Annotated in this window: 12 protein-coding genes; all 12 read left to right on the forward strand. The window is 45.3% G+C overall.

What is annotated here, in order from left to right; translation table 11 throughout:
* Positions 1-176 precede the first annotated feature (176 nt).
* The 12 genes from AB4111_RS21950 to AB4111_RS22005 all read left to right on the forward strand — a co-directional run bounded on the left by AB4111_RS21950 (position 177) and on the right by AB4111_RS22005 (position 21613).
* Entirely contained in the window at positions 177-518 is a 342-nt protein-coding gene (locus tag AB4111_RS21950) for a hypothetical protein (RefSeq protein ID WP_076332560.1), read from the forward strand.
* Between the two features lie 507 nt (positions 519-1025).
* Positions 1026-4058 (forward strand): S-layer homology domain-containing protein, encoded by a 3033-nt coding sequence (locus tag AB4111_RS21955; protein WP_442033211.1) that lies wholly within the window; start codon positions 1026-1028, stop codon positions 4056-4058.
* A 428-nt stretch (positions 4059-4486) separates the two neighbouring features.
* Positions 4487-7099: a hypothetical protein gene (locus tag AB4111_RS21960; RefSeq protein ID WP_442033212.1), complete on the forward strand. Its 2613-nt coding sequence runs from the start codon at positions 4487-4489 to the stop codon at positions 7097-7099.
* A 135-nt stretch (positions 7100-7234) separates the two neighbouring features.
* Positions 7235-7801 carry a hypothetical protein gene (locus AB4111_RS21965; RefSeq protein ID WP_442033213.1) on the forward strand — a complete coding sequence of 189 codons (567 nt, stop codon included), beginning with the start codon at positions 7235-7237 and terminating at the stop codon, positions 7799-7801.
* Positions 7802-7948: 147 nt separating this feature from the next.
* A complete protein-coding gene (locus AB4111_RS21970) occupies positions 7949-8221 on the forward strand; it encodes an alpha/beta-type small acid-soluble spore protein (protein ID WP_017691962.1) in 273 nt (90 codons plus the stop codon).
* 255 nt (positions 8222-8476) lie between these two features.
* Positions 8477-9679 (forward strand): methionine adenosyltransferase, encoded by a 1203-nt coding sequence (gene metK, locus AB4111_RS21975; RefSeq protein ID WP_442033214.1) that lies wholly within the window; start codon positions 8477-8479, stop codon positions 9677-9679.
* Between the two features lie 192 nt (positions 9680-9871).
* Complete coding sequence (locus AB4111_RS21980) at positions 9872-13585, forward strand: SwmB domain-containing protein (protein ID WP_442033215.1); 3714 nt, start codon at positions 9872-9874, stop codon at positions 13583-13585.
* Between the two features lie 297 nt (positions 13586-13882).
* Positions 13883-16606, forward strand: coding sequence for a stalk domain-containing protein (locus tag AB4111_RS21985; RefSeq protein ID WP_442033216.1), 2724 nt, complete (start codon positions 13883-13885; stop codon positions 16604-16606).
* A 47-nt stretch (positions 16607-16653) separates the two neighbouring features.
* Positions 16654-17814 carry a sensor histidine kinase gene (locus AB4111_RS21990; RefSeq protein ID WP_074092506.1) on the forward strand — a complete coding sequence of 387 codons (1161 nt, stop codon included), beginning with the start codon at positions 16654-16656 and terminating at the stop codon, positions 17812-17814.
* Between the two features lie 7 nt (positions 17815-17821).
* Positions 17822-18544 carry a response regulator transcription factor gene (locus AB4111_RS21995; RefSeq protein ID WP_026081439.1) on the forward strand — a complete coding sequence of 241 codons (723 nt, stop codon included), beginning with the start codon at positions 17822-17824 and terminating at the stop codon, positions 18542-18544.
* 357 nt (positions 18545-18901) lie between these two features.
* Positions 18902-19279, forward strand: a complete 378-nt coding sequence (locus tag AB4111_RS22000) for a hypothetical protein (RefSeq protein WP_442033217.1) — start codon at positions 18902-18904, stop codon at positions 19277-19279.
* Positions 19280-19675: 396 nt separating this feature from the next.
* A complete protein-coding gene (locus tag AB4111_RS22005) occupies positions 19676-21613 on the forward strand; it encodes a helicase-related protein (RefSeq protein WP_442033218.1) in 1938 nt (645 codons plus the stop codon).
* Positions 21614-21640: the final 27 nt, after the last annotated feature.

Below are 21640 nucleotides of genomic sequence, written 5' to 3' on the forward strand. Positions count from 1 at the left end.
GGACCCGTCCCTTTTACTAAAGGGGGGGGTTCTTTTTATGACTGTAGAACAGTTTATATAGAATTCATTTATAATAGAAGAAAACTGTCTTTTACCAATAACTATTTTTGTAATTTGCTAGAGATTAAGATACAATAACGGTAAATACACAATGATCTAGAGGGTGAAGTTAGCTAATGAAACCGATTTATTCGAGAGCCCAATTGGGCTACATGAAGGCAAAAACACAGTTCGAGAAGCAGGCAGTCATTCTGGAGAAAAAGTTGGAAGATACACGTAAGACAGAAGAGATCTCTCAGGAAGTAATGGAAGGACTTGTACAGTCCACCGGCTTCCATGATGCGTATAACAGTCTGGTTCTGGCCGAGAATGAATTGATTGAATGGTCTCATACTACGATGAAGCACGAGAAAACATACCGGGAGAACAGACAACCAATTGACGATATGTATCTGAGATTGAATAGTGATCCGAATATGCGTGCTCAGATTATTGAACTGGCCATGAAGATCCGCTAAGTTATAGTTAATGATCCAAGAAGAGGGCCTTGAGGGCCCTCTTTTTTTATTCAATTTTGTAGAATTTGTCGCTTCATCGTGGAAAATAACGGGTATAAATAAACGTCTACATCATTCCTTACACAGGTTGATTTCGGAGGAAACGTCATAAATACAAGTACATCAAAGGTTATGTAACAGTTAAAGACCCGCACTGCATCAATACATAAATAAGTTCAAAACTTTTTTTGAGGAATCCGCAACTTTTTGAAATCTGCTGCGTTTAAGATGTAGAGTCGAAAACATTGGGCATCTTACCAAGAATGACCTCGTGAAGAATCTTGTCTATTTATTAGAAAAAATTGCTTTACGGCACGGAAGACCCATTGTATAATACGTAAGGTAGGATTAGGAAACTACTCTATTTACGTATGATTCTATTATCTTGTTTACAAGTTTCTGTGATATGCTCACAGACATCATTTATATTAACTTGCTCATAACTCTGGAAAGGGGGTGCAACAATATATGAGGAATACGAGCGACCCTATTAAAAAAGAAAATTCAAATGTTATGAACGCCCAAGGAGGAGAAAAAAAGGTTATGAAGAAAATTTTATCCGTAGCATTGTCTACAGCAATGGCATTCTCAATGTTTGCATCTGTAGCATTCGGTGACACAGCAGTTTCCCCGCAACAACAGTTTGATGCATTGAAAGCAAAAGGTATCTTCAACGGTTATCCGGATGGTACAGCAGGTCTTGACAAAGACATGACTCGCGCTGAGTTTGCAAAAGTTATCACTAAATTGCTGGGTCTGAAAGAGATCACTGGAACTCTTTCTTACACTGACAAAAACTACACAGCTAAAAACTGGGCTGTACCTTACATCGAAGCAGTAACTGCTGCTGGTATCATGGAAGGTAAAAACGTTGAGAAGAAAATCTTCGACTTCAACGGTAAAGTGACAGTAGCTGAAATGGCTACAATCTTGACTCGTGCACTTGATCTTGAAATCCCAACTGAAACTAACAACAGTGCAGCAGCATGGGCTAAAGGTTATGCTCAAGCAGCGATCAATGCAGGTCTGATTGACGCTAACGCTAACTTCGCTGGTAATGCTTCCCGCGAGTTGTTGGTAGGTGCAGCATTCGCAATCGATCAAGCTCAAAGCTTGAAAGTGTCTTCTTACACAGTAACTGAAGCTGGTAAAGTAGTTGAATTCAAAATCAGCGATGGCGAAACAGTAAAAGTAACTTTGGATAAAGCTCTCGAAGCTAACAAAGAAACTGAAGTGAAATTTACTTACAAAGATAAAGAGTTCACTGAGAAAGTTACTTATGTAACTACAGTAGCTCAAGCTGTATCTTCCGTATCTGCTACAAACCTGAAAGAAATTACAGTTAAATTTGATGGTACTGTAGATCAAATCTCTGCTGAAAGTAAAAATAACTACGTTGTGAGTGGCGTGACTTTCAAAAGCGCTACATTGTCTGATGACAAAACAACTGTAACTTTGTTGGTAGAACAGAACTCTTCTGCTCTGACAAATCAAAGAGCAACTAGCCTGCAAATCAACAACGTTAAAAACGCTGATGCTACTAAAACTATTACACAAAAAGTTGAGTTTACTCCACTTGATGTTGCAGTTCCAGAAGTGAAAGAAGTTCAAGCTTTGGGTACTAAAGCGTTTAAAGTAGTATTCAGCGAGCCTGTTAAAGCAGAGAGTGTTATCTCTTCTTCTTTCCGTGTAGATAACAATGTAATTGCTGCTTCTGTGAAGTATGTTTATCCTAACACAGCAATCGTAACTACAGACCTGACTGCTGGTGAGCACACATTGCGTGTGAGCGGCGTACAAGACTACTCTGGTCTGACTATCGTTCCTGTGGAAAGCAAATTCACTGCAGCTGTAGACACAGCGGCTCCTAAAGTTGTAAGTGTAAAATCAAACGACTTGAAGGAAGTAACTGTTGAGTTTGATGAAACTGTGAAAAGTGTAGCAAGTGCTTATGCTAACGCTACAGGCAACAACGCTCAATCCATTGAAATCAACGACAACAAAGTTACGTTGAAATTCAACAATCCGTTGAACGTATCCGAGAACACAGTGTATCTGACTGCAGTTTCCGACTACAGCAACAACTCCGCTTCCGTTGATGCAAAAGTAACTCCAACACTGGATACTGTTCGTCCAACAGTTGTAGCTACTGAGTTCAAAGTGGAAAGTGGTAACTACTTCGCTGAAATCACATTCAGCAAATCGTTGCAAAATGATCCAAACAGATCTGACAGAGCTACAAATCCTGAAAATTATGTTCTGAAAGATGCTGACGGTAAAGTTGTAACTCTTACAGGTTTAACTTCTAAAGGTAATCCGGTAATTGCACCAACTTACATGCCTAATGATAAAAAGGTTAGAGTTAACCTGGGTAGCAGCCTGAAAGAAGATGCAACTTACACGTTGACTGTATCTGGTATCGCTGATACTGCTTACATCGGAAATGTATTGTTGCCATACACTGCTACACTGAACGCTAACACTGCTCAAAATGGTAAAGTAACTCGTGTTTGGTCTTCTGTTACCGAAGGCACTCGTTACGTTTATGTTCAATTCAATAAAACATTAGCTACTACTGGCGAAGGTAATGCTCTTGAAGCAGCTAAATACACTGTTACTTCTGTAGATGCAAATGGAATTGTTACTGGACCTTACCAAATCGCTAAAGAGAACAATGATATTAACTTGATCTCTACAAACACTGTTCGTATTGCGACTACTGGAAGCAGCATTCCTTCTACTTTCGATTGGAGTAAAGCAGTTGTAACTGCAAGCTACATTAAAGATGCTGAAGGTAACTACTTCAATAACGGATCATATAATGTTGGAGATAAAGTAAGTGATTCAAAAGTTGCAGTTACTGGCGATGTATATGCTAATAGCCACAATGAAATCAAAGTTAAATTTGATGCAGCATTGTCAAGTGTTAACTTGGGAGACTTTGTAGTTAACGGTGTTCAATCTCAACCAACTTCTTACACATTGGCTGACAACAACAAAACACTGTTGCTGAAATTTGCTGATAATGCAGTACCAGTAAATGCAGCTAATGTAACGTTGGAGATTGTTTCTACTCTAACTCAAGATGCCTTTGGTAACAAAATCACTGCAACTGGAAATACTCCAATTGTAGTTAAAGATGGAATCGCACCAACAGTTTCTTTGACTAATATCGTTGCTAATCCTGCCGGTACAGCAATTACTATTACTGTTAAAGGATCTGAAAGTCTTGTAGCAGATATTGCTAACTACAACGCTGCCTATATCAATGGTCTCTTCACTGTTGATGCAGGTACTGGAGTGAAAATTTCCAATGTTGTAGCTACTGTTAATGCTGATGCTACTATTACTATCACAGCAACTGCAGATACAAATGTAGCTGGTAAAGTTGTAAATGTTAAGTTTGATGGTGATAAAAACAAAGCAGCAGAAGCTATCACTGATGGACGCGGTAACGCACTGGGTGAGTTTACTTTCGGTAAGCAACTGCCTACTAACTAATTTTATATCTCTGAAGCAGCCTTGCATCTATTAAGATGCAAGGCTGCTTTTTTTTGTCTGTGCCCGGAACTTTACGGTCATAATCTGATACAGCTTGACAGTAGGAGATGCCAGCTAGTTATTTTCATAGCGAGAAATCGTGTGTTGAATCGCTCTGTAACAAACGAAAGAATGCCACAAGCAGTTATTACAATTTCATGTCTTGCAAGAGCGTTCAAGTTTATTGCGCTCAAATGGTTTAATCGCTGTATACCAAACGTTACGTATGAGGTCTGAGGGATAGGCTAATTAATTTATGAGGGGCATTTTAATCGATTTATTTAACTTAGAGAACTTTTCAATTGCTGAGAGACAACAACATCGTAACTTTCTTGTCTTCCCAAACGTTTATACTATAAAGCAACAAGCAACTTATGGGAGGTTTGGAAGTGAATCAAAAGAAAATGTTTGTGAGCTTGCTCGCAAGTGCAATGTTGATCAGTTCAACGGCTGGTATTGCCATGGCAGCGAGTACAACCAACAAAACGTCTGCCACCAGTTCAAATAGCAGTACATCTAAGAAAACAACAATTACGAAACAGGTTGTACATACACTCGGTAACCTATCGGCTGTTAAAGTAACTGCACGAAGTTCCGTAAGATTAACAGATGTCAATATCTTGGCTCAGGACGATGGTAACGTGGTTACGTATACATTGTCTTACAAGAACAATGACAGCGTCCCAATGATGATGCTCGATTACTGGAGCAAGGTAAAGACAAAGGGTGGAACATCGTTCTCACCTAAATTGATCGCCAAAGATCAGGAAAAGAAGACAGTCGCGCCTGGATCAACAGTTGACCTGACCTATGTTATGAAAGTGGGTCGCGAGGTGAAACTGAGTGATCTGAACTTCCTCATCGTGAAATGGGATTTCAGTCAAGCTAACTATGAACGTACGCTGGGTAAGTTTAACGTGCCCGCTTCCTATAGCATCACCACACCTGTAGGCAAACCGAAGACAGTTCGTCTGAGCGATTCTGCTGTGAAGGTCAAAGTATCTGGTATTAAAGTGTTTCCAGGTGAAGATAAGAAACAGTATGTGAAAATTGGCGTGAATTTAAACAATATCAGTTATAAATTACTCGAAAATCCGAATATTAAATGGATTTTGCGTACGCCAAGTGGTACGAACTATCCGCTAACCCCGGATAAAGATAGCACGAGTGTCAGTATTCAAGCCCAAGCTAATAAGGCTCTTAGTCTGATGGCATCTCTTCCTACGTCAGTAAAGCTTCAAAAGTCTGAGTTGTTGCTTGTAGAGGAACAGGGTGAAGAAAAGAGTGTTTTGCCTGTTGCTGCACTGCAACTGCCAGAGGCTAGCAAGACGAATGTAGAGGTTGCTGCCAATCAGCCCAATATCATTTCTATTGAAGGACAACGACTGTCCACACTGCTTGAATCTGCCAAAGTTCGAATTGATGATGGTGAGTATAGTCTTAACCTTCAAATGAAACTCAAGAATGAAGGCAAGAAAGCCATTAAGGTGCCAACATATACCTTCGAGGTAAGGAATAACGACGGAACAGCCTATCCGATCGAAACGAAAGCACTGGATACATTAAAGTTAAATCCAGGTGATATCAAGACAATTAAGCTCAGTGTAACCCTTCAGGGTGATGGAGATACGAGCAAAATTAAGCTGTACGTGATGAGTCCGGTAGATAAAGCTGAAAGCACAGAGTCAGCAACGGCTTCTCCGATCAATGGGTTTGTTTTTTCCTATCCTGTAGGTGTCTATGCGATTCCAGAATCGGTATCCAGTGGGGATGGCTTAACGACTGAGACCGTGATTAAGAATAATAAAGGTACGTTTGGTGTGTCTTTTGGATCTTTACAGCGTCTGCCGTGGTTGGACAGTGATATTGTTGCTGCCAAAGTAACCATTCGTAATGCAGGTACAAAAACGGTACAGCTTCCTGAGTTGGAAGCGTCGTTTATGATTGATTCTGCTGAGATTGAAGGAGACAAGAAGCTAATCTACACACAAAGTGGCAAGCTCCTTGGAGCCGGTATGACAACCGAGGCTTATCTGTTGACCAAGATTCCTTCTGAATTACGTATATCTCGTCTTGAACTTAGTCTGAATGAGAAAGTTAGTGAAGAAGAAACGAATGAATGGATCACGTTAAATACATCTGGATTAATTCCACCGTTATCATATGTCGGAAACGGCAAGACATATACATCTGGCACAGCTGATAAAGAGACCGAAATGGGTGTGCGGAGAACGATTCGTTATCCGGGAACGTCATCAGACATCGTATATACCGAATTTGAGATGACGAACAAATCACTTCGTCAGAGTGGGCTTGGCAAACTGGTAGGTTACTTCAAAACAGCGGATGGCCAGTATTACCGTGCTACAGCGAAGCAAGCAGATAGTAAACCGGGTCCAGGCCAGAAATCGATTGTGACGTTCTGGGCCAGGCTACCGAAGTCTGTGACGTTTTCTGACCTGCGTTTAGTTGTAGGAGAAGGTATTGCCGATAACAAGTTTGTTACAGGTGAAGGCGAGGCTACCGCTTATGTGAATGCTTTGGCATTTGAAGTACCGCCAACTTCGATAAGCGTACAGGGTTCACTCACCAATATTGATCTCTATCCTTACTCTTGGACTGCTAACAGCGTTCGTGCATATCTGGCGGGTAGCTCTTCCGTACAGATTGATATGAATTATAGCCTGAGTCGCAATGAGGAAATTGAGATGGGAGAGAACGAACATAAATTGATCTTAGCTATAACGGATCAAACTGGTAAAACGTTTGAGAAAGAAGTAACGCTTGGAACCGATCTTAAAGTCGGTAGCAATCAAACTTTGAACTGGAGTATTGAAGATAGTATTTATGAGAAATTACGGGGCGGTTCTTATCGCTTAACTGTGTATGACCAATTCCAAGGACAACGTATTCGTCTTGCAGAGCAAAGTTATGGATTCGACATTACTAAGCTGCCAAAAGAAGAATTTGAATTGCCAACGTTTCCTTCGAATGGGCTATAATCATAAATAAGCATTACCATAAATGTTTTATTAACCTCGTTTCTACCCCAACGGAAACGAGGTTTTGCTTGTCGCATCTCTACTTTTTCTCTATAGTTAAAGTTAATAGATTACCAGAGGAGGAAAATGATTCACATGAAACCTTATATGAAAGTATCCCTTGCTGCGCTCGCCATTGGTGTTGGCGTATGGGTTGGGTCGGTATATAGCAATACGGCCATCGGTGCAGGTACAAGCCAGCCAGGAACAGCAGATGATCCGGTTGTAACGAAGAGTTATGTAGACCAACAGATTCAAAAGGCACTAGGGGGTGGCGTTAGCACGGGTTCTGCCAACTCATCCGGTAGTAACTCAGGCTCTACGGGAACAGGGAACACGGGTAGCACAGGTGTAGATACTTCACTTCCTCCACTAGTCTCAGGCGCTTCTGATGCCGTTGAGATCGTAACCGTGAAGCCGGGTCAACAGCTGATCGGAAAGTCTGGCGCGGAGTTCATTGTACGTAGCGGTAAAGCTGTGATCGTCAGTGAAGGTACGAATGGTGTAGCGGATCTGACGGACGGGATTGACCTGACGAATGGACAGGCAGCGCCGACCAATCACCTGCTCTCTTTTCCAAGGGATGGACGGGGAATCACGGTATTGGAAGGCAACAAATACAGCCTAACTGTAATGGTTCGTGGTGGATATACTTTGAAATAGGTTTTGCTACTGTTAAAGGAATTATTCATTAGTCATACATTTCATTTGCGCAGATTAACCAGTTCTAACAAACATTAATACGGCTAGCCAGCCTTGTTCCTGCTCACTCTATAACTGTTGACAACCAATTAACGGAGGTGCAGGAACATGGCTAGAAGCAATCGCAAAGTGGTACCCGAAAGTCGTCAAATGCTGGATCAGATGAAGTATGAGATTGCTGCAGAGTTTGGTCTCAATGTGGGGTATGGTGGCAGAGGTCTGGCTGGTGCGGATACAGAATTTGGATCTGAACTGGGTGAAGTGAGTGATCACTCTTATGGGCAATACAAAGGGTGGGGACATCTGACTTCCCGCGAGAATGGATCGGTTGGTGGAGAGATCACCAAAAGGCTAATTCGTCAGGCAGAGCAGCACTTATAGGGCTTTTTCCTTACCCCAATTCGTTTGACACGTCTTGACAAATACGTTAAGATGGCATTTGAGGTATGCAACCTTTTCCACTAGGGAAAGGTTGATTTTCGTTTGAGGCAATTACCTGAAAAATCCTTATCTTCGGTACTGCGGACTCTGCGTCCTTATTCCATTATGGAAAGCTTCGAGGGTACAGTGAACGAATCGCTGTCATGTTTTGTTCGGGCAATCGCCATACTACTAGTTATGGGAGGTTGAAACTTCATGTCTGTTAAAGGCCGGCATCTATTTACATCGGAGTCTGTAACTGAAGGACATCCGGATAAAATCTGCGATCAGATCTCAGACGCCGTATTGGACGCGTTTCTTGCAAACGACCCCAATGCTCGTGTAGCTTGCGAAGTTTCCGTAGCCACAGGCTTAGTGCTTGTCATCGGTGAAATCAGTTCAGCTTCTGAATACGTGGACATTCCGTCCATCGTTCGTAATACAATTAAGGATATTGGCTACACACGTGCCAAGTTCGGTTTTGATTATAACACTTGTGCAGTTCTGACTTCTCTGAATGAGCAGTCTGCTGACATTGCCCAAGGCGTTAACGCAGCGCTTGAGAATCGTGACCCGGAACAAGTCGCTCGTGAAACAGAAAACATTGGTGCAGGTGACCAAGGTCTGATGTTCGGTTTTGCAACGAACGAGACACCTGAACTCATGCCTTTGCCAATCGCATTATCCCACCGTATCGCACGCCGTCTGGCGGAAGTGCGTAAGAATGGTACGTTGGAATATCTTCGTCCGGATGGTAAAACCCAAGTAACGATTGAATACGACGGTGACAAGCCGGTACGTGTGGATACCATCGTTGTGTCTACTCAGCACGCTGAAGAGACTACACTGGAACAGATCCAAAAAGATATCAAAGAACATGTCATCTTGCCTGTCGTTCCAGCGGAATTGCTGGATGAGCAGACTAAATATTTCATCAACCCAACAGGACGTTTCGTTATTGGCGGACCTCAGGGAGATGCAGGCCTTACTGGACGTAAAATCATCGTAGATACTTACGGCGGTTATGCACGTCACGGCGGTGGTGCGTTCTCTGGTAAAGATCCGACTAAAGTAGACCGCTCCGCAGCCTATGCGGCTCGTTATGTAGCGAAAAACCTTGTAGCTGCAGGTCTTGCAGACAAAGTGGAAATCCAACTCGCGTATGCGATTGGTGTAGCCAACCCGGTATCGATCAACGTGGATACATACGGAACTGGCAAAGTCAGCGAAGAGAAATTGGTTGAGCTTGTGCGCAACAACTTCGATCTTCGTCCGGCTGGCATCATTCGTATGCTGGATCTGCGTCGCCCAATCTACAAACAAACCGCTGCTTACGGTCACTTCGGTCGTACAGACCTGGATGTACCTTGGGAGCAAGTGGACAAAGTAGGCCTTTTGAAAGCTCAAGCAGGTCTGTAATTAGCTAACGTTATATGAATCATCAAATGAGGCCCTTGGTTCCCATATGGAATCAGGGGCTTTTTGCATGTTTTTACAAAATAAAGTACCATACATTTCCATTTTATTAATTGAAAATCTCTCTCTGACCGACATAAATATAGAGGTCTGTATATCAGACAATTAGGAAAATGAGATGAGGGGGAAGGTTGGGTGTTTGTGAAAAAAATGGCCCGTAAGGGATTAGTTAGTCTTATGGTTGTGATGTTAGTTGCACAAGGCTGGCTGACTGGCTGGGTAGGTATGGAGTCTGCGTATGCAGCAGACGAATTGGCCGGAAAAGGAATTAGCGCGACGATCCCTTTGTTAAATGCTACTCAGGTGGACGGTTCTGTACCACTCAAGATTGAATTCAATAACCCGGTTAAGAAGGTTGAGGGTACTACAGATAAAATCACCATTCGTCGAATCTCTGATAGCTCCATCGTTACGGAGATTGACGTGAACAGTCCGGCGGTAAGCGTCAGACCAGACGATATCGATGTTAATGCAAACCTAGGGAAATTGGTAGAAATTAAACCAGCTTCAGCTTTGCCAGGTGGTAGCTTCTATGTTTCTATTGGCAGTCAATCTTTTGCCTATGACAATAATCAACCCTTTGCAGGTTTAAATAGGGAGTGGGTATTCCATGTTGCTGCAGCTAGCCCAGCCAGACAGTTAACCCGGTCACCGCAAACGGCAGCTACCGGTGTAGTACCATCTGCTAATATCCAGCTTACCTACGATCAAACAATGTCCAGAGGTACTGGCAAGCTGCAGATCTATCAGGGAAGTACCTTATATGAGGAGATTGATGCAACTTCATCACAGATCAGTTTTAATACATCTCAAACAACGGTTACGATTGATCCGGCTAGGAATTGGCCAAATAACAGCACGATATACATAGCTGTACCATCAGGTTTCTTACGTGATGCAAATGGGAATGACACGTCCGCAATACAACGAATCGACTGGGGATTCACCGTGCTCTCCGACCCTACAGCATTAACTGTGGCCTCCATGTCTCCAACGAACGGGGCAACAGGGGTGGCGCTGTCAGGTGAGTTGACCCTAACGTTCAACAAAGAACTGGACACAAATTATTCAGGACAAGCCACACTTAAAAATATTAATGGTGGAACGGTTAATGCTACAACAATCATAAACAGTTCAAATAACCGTCAGTTACGAATCATTCCACAAACGAGTTTGACGAGTAACACAACGTATACTATTGATATTCCTGCTAATGTCTTTCGAGATAAATCCGGAAATCTGTTCACTGGGTTAAATGGAGCTACGGCATGGACATTCAGAACGTTGTCTGTTGATACAACCGCCCCTGTACTTAAGACAGTAAAAATGTACAGTAATACGATCATCCGATTGACGTACGACGAGTTACTTTCGACCCTTGATCCGTTACCATCAAGTTTCGCAGTTACAGTTAATGGTGAAAATCGGAATGTAAGCTCATCCTACGTGTCGGGGGATAGTGTGTATGTTGTACTTGATACAGGAGTAGCGGTAGGGCAGGTAGTGAGAATTGCTTATACTCCAGCAACTGGGATACGCAAAATTCAGGATTTATCACTCAATGCAGCGCCGGCATTCTCTGCCAGAGATGTGGAGAATGGACTGGATTCCATCATGTCCAAGCCTCGTGAAGGTATAGCGTATACGAATACAATTAATCTCTATTATCCTGAGACTGTGTATATTAACTCCAGCGATGCATATAAACAATTCAGTGTTACTGCAGATGGATCAACTGTGGGTGTCAGCAGTATGTCGACCAATAACAGTTCACTTGTTACATTGAATCTCAGTCGGTCAATATCTAATGGTGAAGTTGTCCGTGTATCCTATCAGCCGGGTGAACAGCCTGTTAAAGATAGTCGTGGTCAGGTACTTGCGGGTTTCAGTGGGTTCTATGTGCGTAATAGCAATGATACGAAGCCACCTGAATTCCAGAAGGCTGAGATTAATGGTGACAAGTTGTGGGTGTATTATAATGAGCCATTAAGTCGCTTGAACAAACCTTTGAACAATCAGTATTCCGTATTGGTAGATGGCAAAGCCGTATTTGTTAACAATGTAGACATCGAGGACGACCTTGTGACACTGAAGCTTGCCTCACCCGTAACAAGTACACAGATCGTAACCCTTTCTTATGTTCCAGGAGCTTATCGTCTGACAGACTTAGCTGGTAATCAAGCAGCTCTGCTGGATCTTGTGCCTGTGACACATACTTATGGGAACGGAACGATCTTGTCAGGTAATTTACAAGGGGACACAATACGGATTAATTTCCGAAATGCGTTAAAAACAGAGCCTTTATTAACACCTACTCAGTTCAAAGTACTGATTGGTAGTAGGACCATTCCGGTGAATTCTGCCTCGGTGACAGGATCAGTGGTTACCTTGAAACTGTCCGAATCGGTACCGGCTGGACAGACGGGTACGGTTACCTACACACCTGGAACAGTGTCGCTTAGAGATGCGCTGAATTCTGAGGTAGGGGCTTTCGGTCCGTTAACACTTCAGGAGAGCACAATTACTAATCCCACAGATACTACAGCAGTAGGGCGTCCAGCGTGGCTGACCGAGTGGAGTGCGGCTGATTCTGGATTTGGTCAAGGACTTCTGGTCATGAGTACGGATGTAGCTTCTGCCAAGAGTACTCCCTCACATAATAATCGTACAACGCAGCAATATACGATCGATGAGACCAAGCTTGGACAAGCTTTCGAATATGCTTCTGCAAATTATAAATTAAACCAACCTATATTGTTCGAGGTGCCAGCAAATAATGAGACAGCATACGTTGGAATTCCATTCCATAAGCTATCCCAAATCGCTTCAAGGTACCGCACGGGTACGATTGGAGTTAAATATAAAGACAGTATATGGAGTGTGCCTTTATCTGAACTGAACTTGGTAAGTATGGGACAAAGTGCAGGAATTACTACAGCTCCGGGTACGGCAACACTGTATGTACAGATGGAGACTGTGCCAAGACTTTCTGCAGGCGCCATGGAATATGTTTTATCGAGATCCAACGCTCAGAGTCTGGGAGACGCCATGGAGGTATTCACCACATTATTCAATGGCAACACAGGCAAAAGTGTGGAACAGAATATCAAAAGCCAGTACTGGATTAAGCTTCCTGGCAACACATCCACTACTCTAACGGGATTGACTGCGATTGATCCCAACACACAGGCATTATCCTATGTACCGACCGGATTTAGAACAACGTCAACTGGAATTACAGCAAGAGGATTACTTAATGGGAATCAGATTGTAGCACCGATAACACATCTGGTTAGCTTCCCGAACACGGCAGATTGGGCACGTAATGCTGTAACCGAATTGGCCTCCAAATGGATTATTACCTCAGATAATCTTGGAACATACAATACAAATACGAAGATAACAAGAGCAGAGTTTGCAGAATGGGTGGCCAAAGGTTTGGGGCTCAAAGCCAACGCGACAGCGGCACAAAAATTCAAAGATCTTGGCAAGAAAAGTTCAACTAATGCATTAATTGGTGCAGCGGTTGAAGCCAAAATCATTGTGGGCACTAGCGATGGGAAATTTCAGCCCGACCGCTTAGTCACTCGGGAGCAGATGGCAATCATGTTAGTTAGAGCAATGAATTATGCAGGGCAATCACCATCTCTTCAATTATCTGCAAAGAACACGCTGTCCAGATTTAAGGATGCCGATAAAATAAAATCTGAGGATGCTGTTGCGAAGGCGGTTCTGACAGGAATTATCCAAGGGGTGTCACCAACGGAATTTAAGCCTTTGGACAGAGCAACAAGAGCGCAGGCTGCGGTAATGCTCAAACGTATGCTGAATCAGATTGGTTACCTGTAATAACAAATCCCACGAAATAACTAATGCTATTTAAGAAGCATATCAGCCAGATTAAACTTGCTGATATGCTTCTTTTTCGTTGAGCTGGACGAGAATAGCTAAAATCGGCAGTAAGGATGTGGCCAGTTATCTATTTTCAAAATCTATGCGTGCTAATATAGGGGACAAACGTAACTTTTTCCACAAAAAGCAGTCTATTAATAGAAGAGTATACTAGGGATCTCGCTATCTGCTGCCTACTTGGCAGTGTTCGTGATGTCTAAGATTGATATACAAGATGGGAGAGACGTTTCAGACATGCTGGGGAAACATGGGAAACAGCTGGAAGACGTTAAGGGCAGTAAGGTGAAGAAATGGGCAATTGTGACGCTGGCAGGTGTGATCTGGATTGCACCGGTGATGAGTGCAGGTGGGCAGATGTGGTCAGGCACTTCATGGCAATCGGTGGCCGCAGCGGCATCTACGAATACAAGCAAGTTGAGTGAAGAAATTCTGACTTCGGGTGCGAAGCTCATGAAATACAGATATACAACAACACGTTCCGGTTCCAAGGTCAACGTACTGGCGGATGTGGTCCAGGTGGATCTGCAGAACCCGTATGTGAAGCTGGATGTAATGACAGGCAAGGGCGGTAATCTGAACAGCAAACAGAGCACAGGTGCCATGGCCAAGGAAAATGGTGCAGTGGCTGCTGTGAATGGCGATTACTTCAACGTATCCGGGGAGTTGGCACCCATTGGTGGACAGGTTTCTGATGGAGTACTGGTCTCCACACCTTCTGAGTTGTCAGGCATGTATGCCCTCACGGTGACCAAGGACGGCAAGCCGATGATTGACGAGTATTCATTTGACGGGACTGTGAAGGCCCAGGATGGTTCAACCTTTGTTTTGCGTGGGATAAATAAAGAGGATTATACGGTAGAGTCGGGATCAGTGAAATATAGTCATGCCAACTCGATGTATATTTATACACCGGCATGGACCTCCACCAAACGTCCGAATGACCCTTCCACAACGCCAACAGAGGTTCTTGTGCAGAACGGAGTAATTACCCAAATCTCGGATAAAAAAGCACTAGACATGACGGTGCCGCAGGATGGGTACATTTTGCGTGCGCACGGAACAGCAGCGACATGGATTATGAGCCATCTATCCGTTGGGCAAACCTTGGACGCGGACTACAAACTGAAAGCTAAAACAACCGGGCAGTCGGTTGATCCAAGTAATCTGGAGATGATGATTGGCGGTCATACCATTTTGGTGAACGGTGGTAAGGCAGCTTCCTTTTCCCGTGATATCGCATCTTCCGGCATAGGTGGTATTCGTGCAAGAACGGCAGTAGGATACTCTCAGGATGGTCGGTATGTCTACATCATTGCAGCGGAGAAAAACAGTAACAGCAGCGGGATGTCGCTGACGGAACTGCAATCCTTTATGACCAGTGTAGGTGTCTGGAAAGGCATGAACTTGGACGGAGGCGGCTCCACAACCATGGTAACACGTCCGTTAGGTGAGCAAACCGCCGGTCTGACGTTCAACACAGAATATGGCACCGAGCAACGTCAGGTTGTAAACACGCTGGGTGTGTTCTCTACGGCTCCTGCAGGTACACTGAAGGGATTTGCCGTGAGTGGCAGCCAAACGTTGCTGGTGGGACAAGAGGGCAAGTACACAGCCAAAGGATATGACACCTACTACAACCCGATCGCAACAGGCGATATCAGCATGTCCTGGAAGTCTAGCAACAACGGCATTGTGAGTGTCAGCAGCGGCACGATCAAAGGAGTGAAGCCAGGTACAGCAACGCTGACGGCAACGAGCAATGGAGCTTCATCTTCCATTAAAGTATCGGTACTGGGTGGAAGTGAATTGGCTTCTCTGACAGCAGGATCAGGTCTCGGTTCGCTCAAAGCAGGCACAACGATGTCCATTCCGGTAACGGCAACAACGAAGAGTGGACAAAGTGTTACTGTTCCGGCGGACTCGCTGACATGGGAATTTATCGGGTTCAAAGGTAAAGTTACGGCGGACCAATTAACCGTATCTTCCGTCAATTCTGGTGCACAAGTGGGATATGCGATTGGTCGTTATGATGGATACAGCACAGTCGTTGTACTTTCGGCTTCTGCCAGCGAAACCATCTGGGAGAACTTCGAAAATGCGAGTTATCCGATCAACTTCACGACAAACGCAGCGGGTGTGACCGGATCTGCAACTGTTACAGCAGGAACGGGTGAAAAAGCCGGCTCTAATGTGCTGCAACTCGGTTATGATATGACAGCTGGAACAGGCAAAATGTATGCTTATGCACAACTGAATGGTTCTACCGGCAGAGAGGTATCTGCTGCAGCGACATCGATGTCGATGGATGTTATGGGAGATAAGAGCCTGAACTGGCTGCGTGCCGAATTCACGGATGCCAATGGCAAAACGGTATATGCCGATCTCGCCAAGGTGATTGACTGGAACGGATGGAAGAAGCTGAGCGTGGACCTGAACGGACTAAACATTGCCTACCCGGCGAAGTTGAAGCGGGTCTATGTGGTGAATGTAGAAGAGGGTCAGGATGAGCGTGCGAAGACAGGTACGGTTGCTTTTGACAATATCGCATTCACGATGCCTTCCAAGTCCAGTGAAGTTGGATTACCTACGGGAACAGCTTCGCTTGTGCTTGGACAGAAATCGATGACGGTGAATGGAACGAAAAAAGCAATTGATGCAGCACCAGTCCTGAAAAATGGTACGACGTATGTGCCAATCAAACATGTTTTGGACGCTTTTGGTGGTCAGGCAAGCTGGGATAGCAAAAATCAGCGGATCACGGTATTACGCGGTGGCAAGCTGATTGATCTGGTTGTAGGGCAGAAAGAATTCATTCTGAATGGTAAAAGACAGAGCGCAACTGTTGCACCATACGTAACGGGAGGTAGGACTTTAGTCCCGCTTAGACTCGTTTCCGAGCAACTTGGACTGACTGTAAAATGGGAACAGAAAACGAAGACCGTTACCATCTCATCGTGATATGGTATGATATATACCGGAAACGATAGAAATGGAGTCGAACAAACGTGGATTTACAAGCCGATGCCATAGACCGCGTCATTAAAAACGCCATACAAGTCATGGAAAACAGCAAATATCAAATGTTCGAAATTATGGACGCAACTCGCGATGAGCTGAAAACACTCAACGAGGAGTTGAAGTCGGTACTGAAGGAGACGGCGGAAACGATCGAGAAAGTAGATCAATTGGAGCTGAACTACCGCCGTTCCCGGATCCGGCTGACTGAGGTTAGCCGCGACTTTGTCCGTTATTCCGAGCATGATATCAAGCAGGCGTACGAGAAAGCAACACAGCTGCAGCTGGATCTGATGATTTATCGTGAGAAGGAAATGTATCTGAAGGCTCGTCGGGATGATCTGCAGAAGCGTGCCAAAAATGTGGAAGCTTCTGTCGAGCGTGCCGAGACCATCGGTTCGCAGATGGGTGTTGTACTCGAATACCTGTCAGGTGAACTGGGTCAAGTGACCCGGATCATCGAATCTGCCAAAAATCGACAAATGATTGGTTTGAAAATAATTTTGGCCCAGGAAGAAGAGCGGAAACGTATTGCTCGTGAGATTCATGACGGGCCTGCGCAGATGCTCGCAAATCTAGTGCTTAGGACGGAAATTGTAGAAAGAATGCTCATTAAGCAGGATTTTAAGATGGTCCAGGCCGAAATAGTAGATTTGAAAGGCCAGGTTCGTTCCAGTCTTGAAGAAATGAGAAAAGTTATTTTCAATCTGCGTCCTATGGCACTGGATGATCTGGGACTGATTCCAACGCTTCGGAAGTATGTGCAGGATTTTGAGGTAAAAACAAAAATCCGGTCGCTTTTTGAAACAAGAGGTAAGGAACACCGTTTATCTTCCGCGATGGAGGCAGCGATCTACCGCCTTGTGCAGGAAGGTCTGTCGAATGCTGCAAAGCATGCTTATCCCACTTATGTTGTAGTGGAAATTACATACCAGGCTCAGCTCGTCAAAATTGTCGTTCAGGACAATGGGCTTGGGTTCAAACCGGAGCTTCTTGCAAAGAAAAGCAAGGATCATACCCACTTCGGTCTGATTGGGATGAGAGAACGGGTTGAACTGTTAGAAGGAAGAATAGAGATTGAATCCGGAGAAAATCAAGGAACCAAAATAGTGATTCATATCCCGACAAACGTGGATAAGGGAAAGGAGTAGCAGGATGATGGAAAACCGTGATACTGGTAAAGCATCGATTAAAGTTCTTTTGGCTGATGATCATCAGCTGTTCCGTGAGGGACTGAAACGCATTTTAAATATGGAGGACGACATTGAGGTCATCGGCGAATGCGGCGATGGAATTCAAGTGCTCGAATTCTGCAATCAGGATAAACCTGATATCGTATTGATGGATATCAACATGCCGATTGAAAACGGGGTTGAAGCTACGGAGAAATTGCGTGAGCTGTTCCCTGATGTCAAAGTGATTATCTTGTCCATTCATGATGATGAAAGTTATGTGTTTGAGACGCTTCGTAAAGGGGCTAACGGATACTTGCTGAAGGATATGGAGGCCGAGTCTCTAATCAATGCGATTCGTTCCGTGCATGAAGGACATGCATTCATTCATCCAAAAGTGACAGGCAAACTGATCATGCAGCTGCGTCGTATGACGTATCTTAATGAAACAGGGGCGATGAGTGAAGGAGCTTCGAAGGAAGCAGGCGTTAAATTTGTCGCTGGCGACAATAACCCGCTCACACGTCGTGAGGCTGAAGTGCTTCGCTTAATGGCAGAAGGTAAGAGCAACAAAATGATTGGTGAATTCCTGTTCATCAGTGAAAAAACAGTAAAAAACCATGTCAGCAGTATTCTGCAGAAGATGGAAGTGGACGACCGTACACAAGCTGTTATCAACTCGATCAAGTATGGTTGGGTTACGCTCTAATACCTTATTTTTTTCGTAAAGCAGTATTCTTACGGTAAGTCAGTCCATTGGTTGATTCAACCTTGACGAAGTATAGATTGGTGTTCACTCGCGCCCTTTCCAGAATGCTGGATTGGTCTGCGGGTTAATGGACTTTATCACTGCAAATGAGCAAAGCGTAAGGTTGTGCGGAACATGTGTTCAAGCTTAGGCGTGAATGAATGACCTGGCCTGTCTTTCTTCATCCGGTGTCGATCAGCGTGGAATATGAGTGATAGGAAATGCAAGTGTAACCCTTCAGGAAGTACAGCATATACTTGTTGTATACAGGGATGTTCGCCATGGGTGAGCATGACCTTCCGAGGAGGTGCAGTTGCCATGGTTGCTCATCTGACTATGATTCTGCTCATATACTTCCTGGCGGCAATGGCCGTTCATGCCATGCACCAGCGCCATCTTTCTCGTCCGGAATCTGAAGGATTCGAGCAGATCCTGCTCATCCCTTCCAATCAGGCAGGGCGGATCGAAGGCATTGTAAGAGCACTTTGCCGGGAATTGTTATACCGTGGAAAGAGCTTCAGATTAACCGTTGTTGCTGATCGTACAGAAGCGGAAACGATTACGATTATTGAAAAGCTTATGCAAAGGCAAGGATTGGAGACATCTTATCTGCCTGCTGTCCCTGCTGATATTGAACGGATAGCACAGACCGATCACACTTTTCGGCTGATTGATTTGCGTGAGTCTGAGCAATAAATCATCATGTGAACGGAAAATGGGATTAACATTTCGCAGATCTACAGTGAAAAGATTACAGCAGAAGCTGTAGTCTTTTTTTGTAATTGTAGCCAAGTCTGCTTTTAAATTAAAAATGGGTTTTTATGCAATCTATGGTTATTGACTGGGTTCTGACGAAGTAGTGATCATTAAAATAAGTTTTTCGAAGTCAGAACTCTTAATTTAAAAGTATAGACGATAGAGATTGGAAAAAGTTTCGCAATTTGAAAGAAAGATTCTGGTTATTAGAAGAATTTTATGATGCGTGACTCACCTTGTGCTGTGAAGATTCAATTGGTATAGTGATAAGTAGATTGATCGTAAGAAGATGAATATGGACATGAAGCACATGCTCCGGCGAATAGCCGGGTTGGCATGTGCTTTTTTTGCGTTCGGAAAAATTACGATGGGGGAGGAGAGAAAATGAAGGTTGCCTTATATGTGTGCCGTGTAGGGGAAGGGTGGAGCATGGTGTTATCACTCGACATTCGTGTGGATGTGACCTGGTGGCTAGAAGGAGGAAGTGGGCGACATATGCTGCGCTGGTTGCTGTTAGATACGGCGTTGCCTTTAAGTCAGGCATCCTGGTTGGTTGAACATTTTGAGATGGAGCGAAGTATGGATCAGTGGGGTGAGCGCGAATGGCAGAGTTATCTTGCACGGAAGCTGGATGTATATGAACTGGCCTCGGGGGAAGTTGAGGCGAGAAAAGGTGTAGCGGGCAAAGCGGGGAGTGTCGCTGCGCGTCGCATTCAGGTAGGCGGGATGCCGGAGCCGTATCCCGCCGGGCAGTGGGCTCAGCTGGAGCGAGACGCGGCCCTGCTGGCTGAGGGGATCAGCGGCCGCCAATTACTGGCGGCCGAGGCGGAGGCGTTGCTGGCGGATACCGCCCAGCCGCCAAGGGAGTGGCGCGCGGCTGCGCAGCTCGCGCGCTTGCACGGGCGGCTGAGTATCACAGCCGCCCTCCAAGGGCCTGCCACGCGCCGTCGGCACGCGTGGCTTGGACGCGCGCGGAGCGCGCCCCGCTGCCACCGTTGTGGCAGCGAAGCCAGGCAGCGCGTGCCCTGCGCTGCCTGCGGCCTGGCGGCGTGCGCCTACTGCGAGGCTTGCCTCGCGCTGGGGCGCAGCCGTTCTTGTGCGCTGCTGCTACGCAGTGCAGCGCAAGGGGCCGTGCCAGTACGCGGCGAAGCACCGCGTGGCACGGCTTTGGCCCCCACCGGCGGCAGGCTCGCCCGGTGGGGGCTTAGCGCAGCGCAGAGCGCGGCAGCAGCCGCGGCGCTTGCGTTTTTGGCCCGGCCACCCGCAGGGGATGGGCCGGGGCGGTTTTTGCTGTGGGCCGTGACCGGGGCTGGCAAGACCGAGATGATTTTTCCACTGCTCCAACATACACTGGATCGCGGAGGACGAGCGCTGGTCGCTACGCCGCGCAGAGACGTTGTACTGGAACTGGCTCCGCGTCTGGCCAAAGCCTTTCCGGACACCTCGCTCGCTACCCTTTACGGAGGCAGTGACGAACGTTGGAAAGACGCTCAACTGACGCTCGCGACCACACATCAACTGATGCGTTTTTATCAGGGGTTTGACCTCGTGATCATCGATGAACTGGATGCTTTCCCGTACCATAACGATCCCATGCTCGCTCACGCGGCTGCATCTTCCTGTAAACCGGATGGCAATTTCGTCTATTTGTCTGCTACACCACCAGCTCGGCTACAGAGGGAAGCAGCGCAGGGAAAACTCACTCATGCCAAAGTGCCAGTACGTTTCCACCGTCATCCTTTGCCCGTGCCAAGATTGATCAAAATGGTTACCGTTGCTGAATGTATTAAGAAACGAAATCTCCCTTCTGCGTTGAGGACTAACATCCAAATCTCATTGAAGCGTGACGCTCAGGTATTTGTCTTTGTAACACGCATTGCCCAGATTGAGGCGTTTGTGAATCTGATGCGTCGTACTTTTCCCGAAGTCCATATCGAAGGAACCTCATCTCAGGACCCTGATCGCGCTAGCAAAGTTATAGCCTTTCGTGAACGTACCATTCGTCTGCTTGTAACCACCACAATTCTGGAGCGTGGCGTGACCATTCCGCGTAGCGATGTTTTTATATTGGATGCAGACAATGGTCTCTTTGATGAAGCTTCACTGGTTCAGATGGCGGGCAGAGCAGGGCGTTCGATGGATGACCCGGCGGGTAGAGTGGTTTTTGCATCATCTCGTCGGACACGTTCACAGGTGAAGGCCGTTGCACAAATTCGGAAAATGAACACGATCGCTCGTCGCAAAGGCTACCTGCATCCGCCATCCCAGACATAATTGTTAATTGTGATCTGCCAAATATAT

The sequence above is a fragment of the Paenibacillus sp. 2KB_22 genome, assembly GCF_052115745.1.
Taxonomy (GTDB): Bacteria; Bacillota; Bacilli; order Paenibacillales; family Paenibacillaceae; genus Paenibacillus.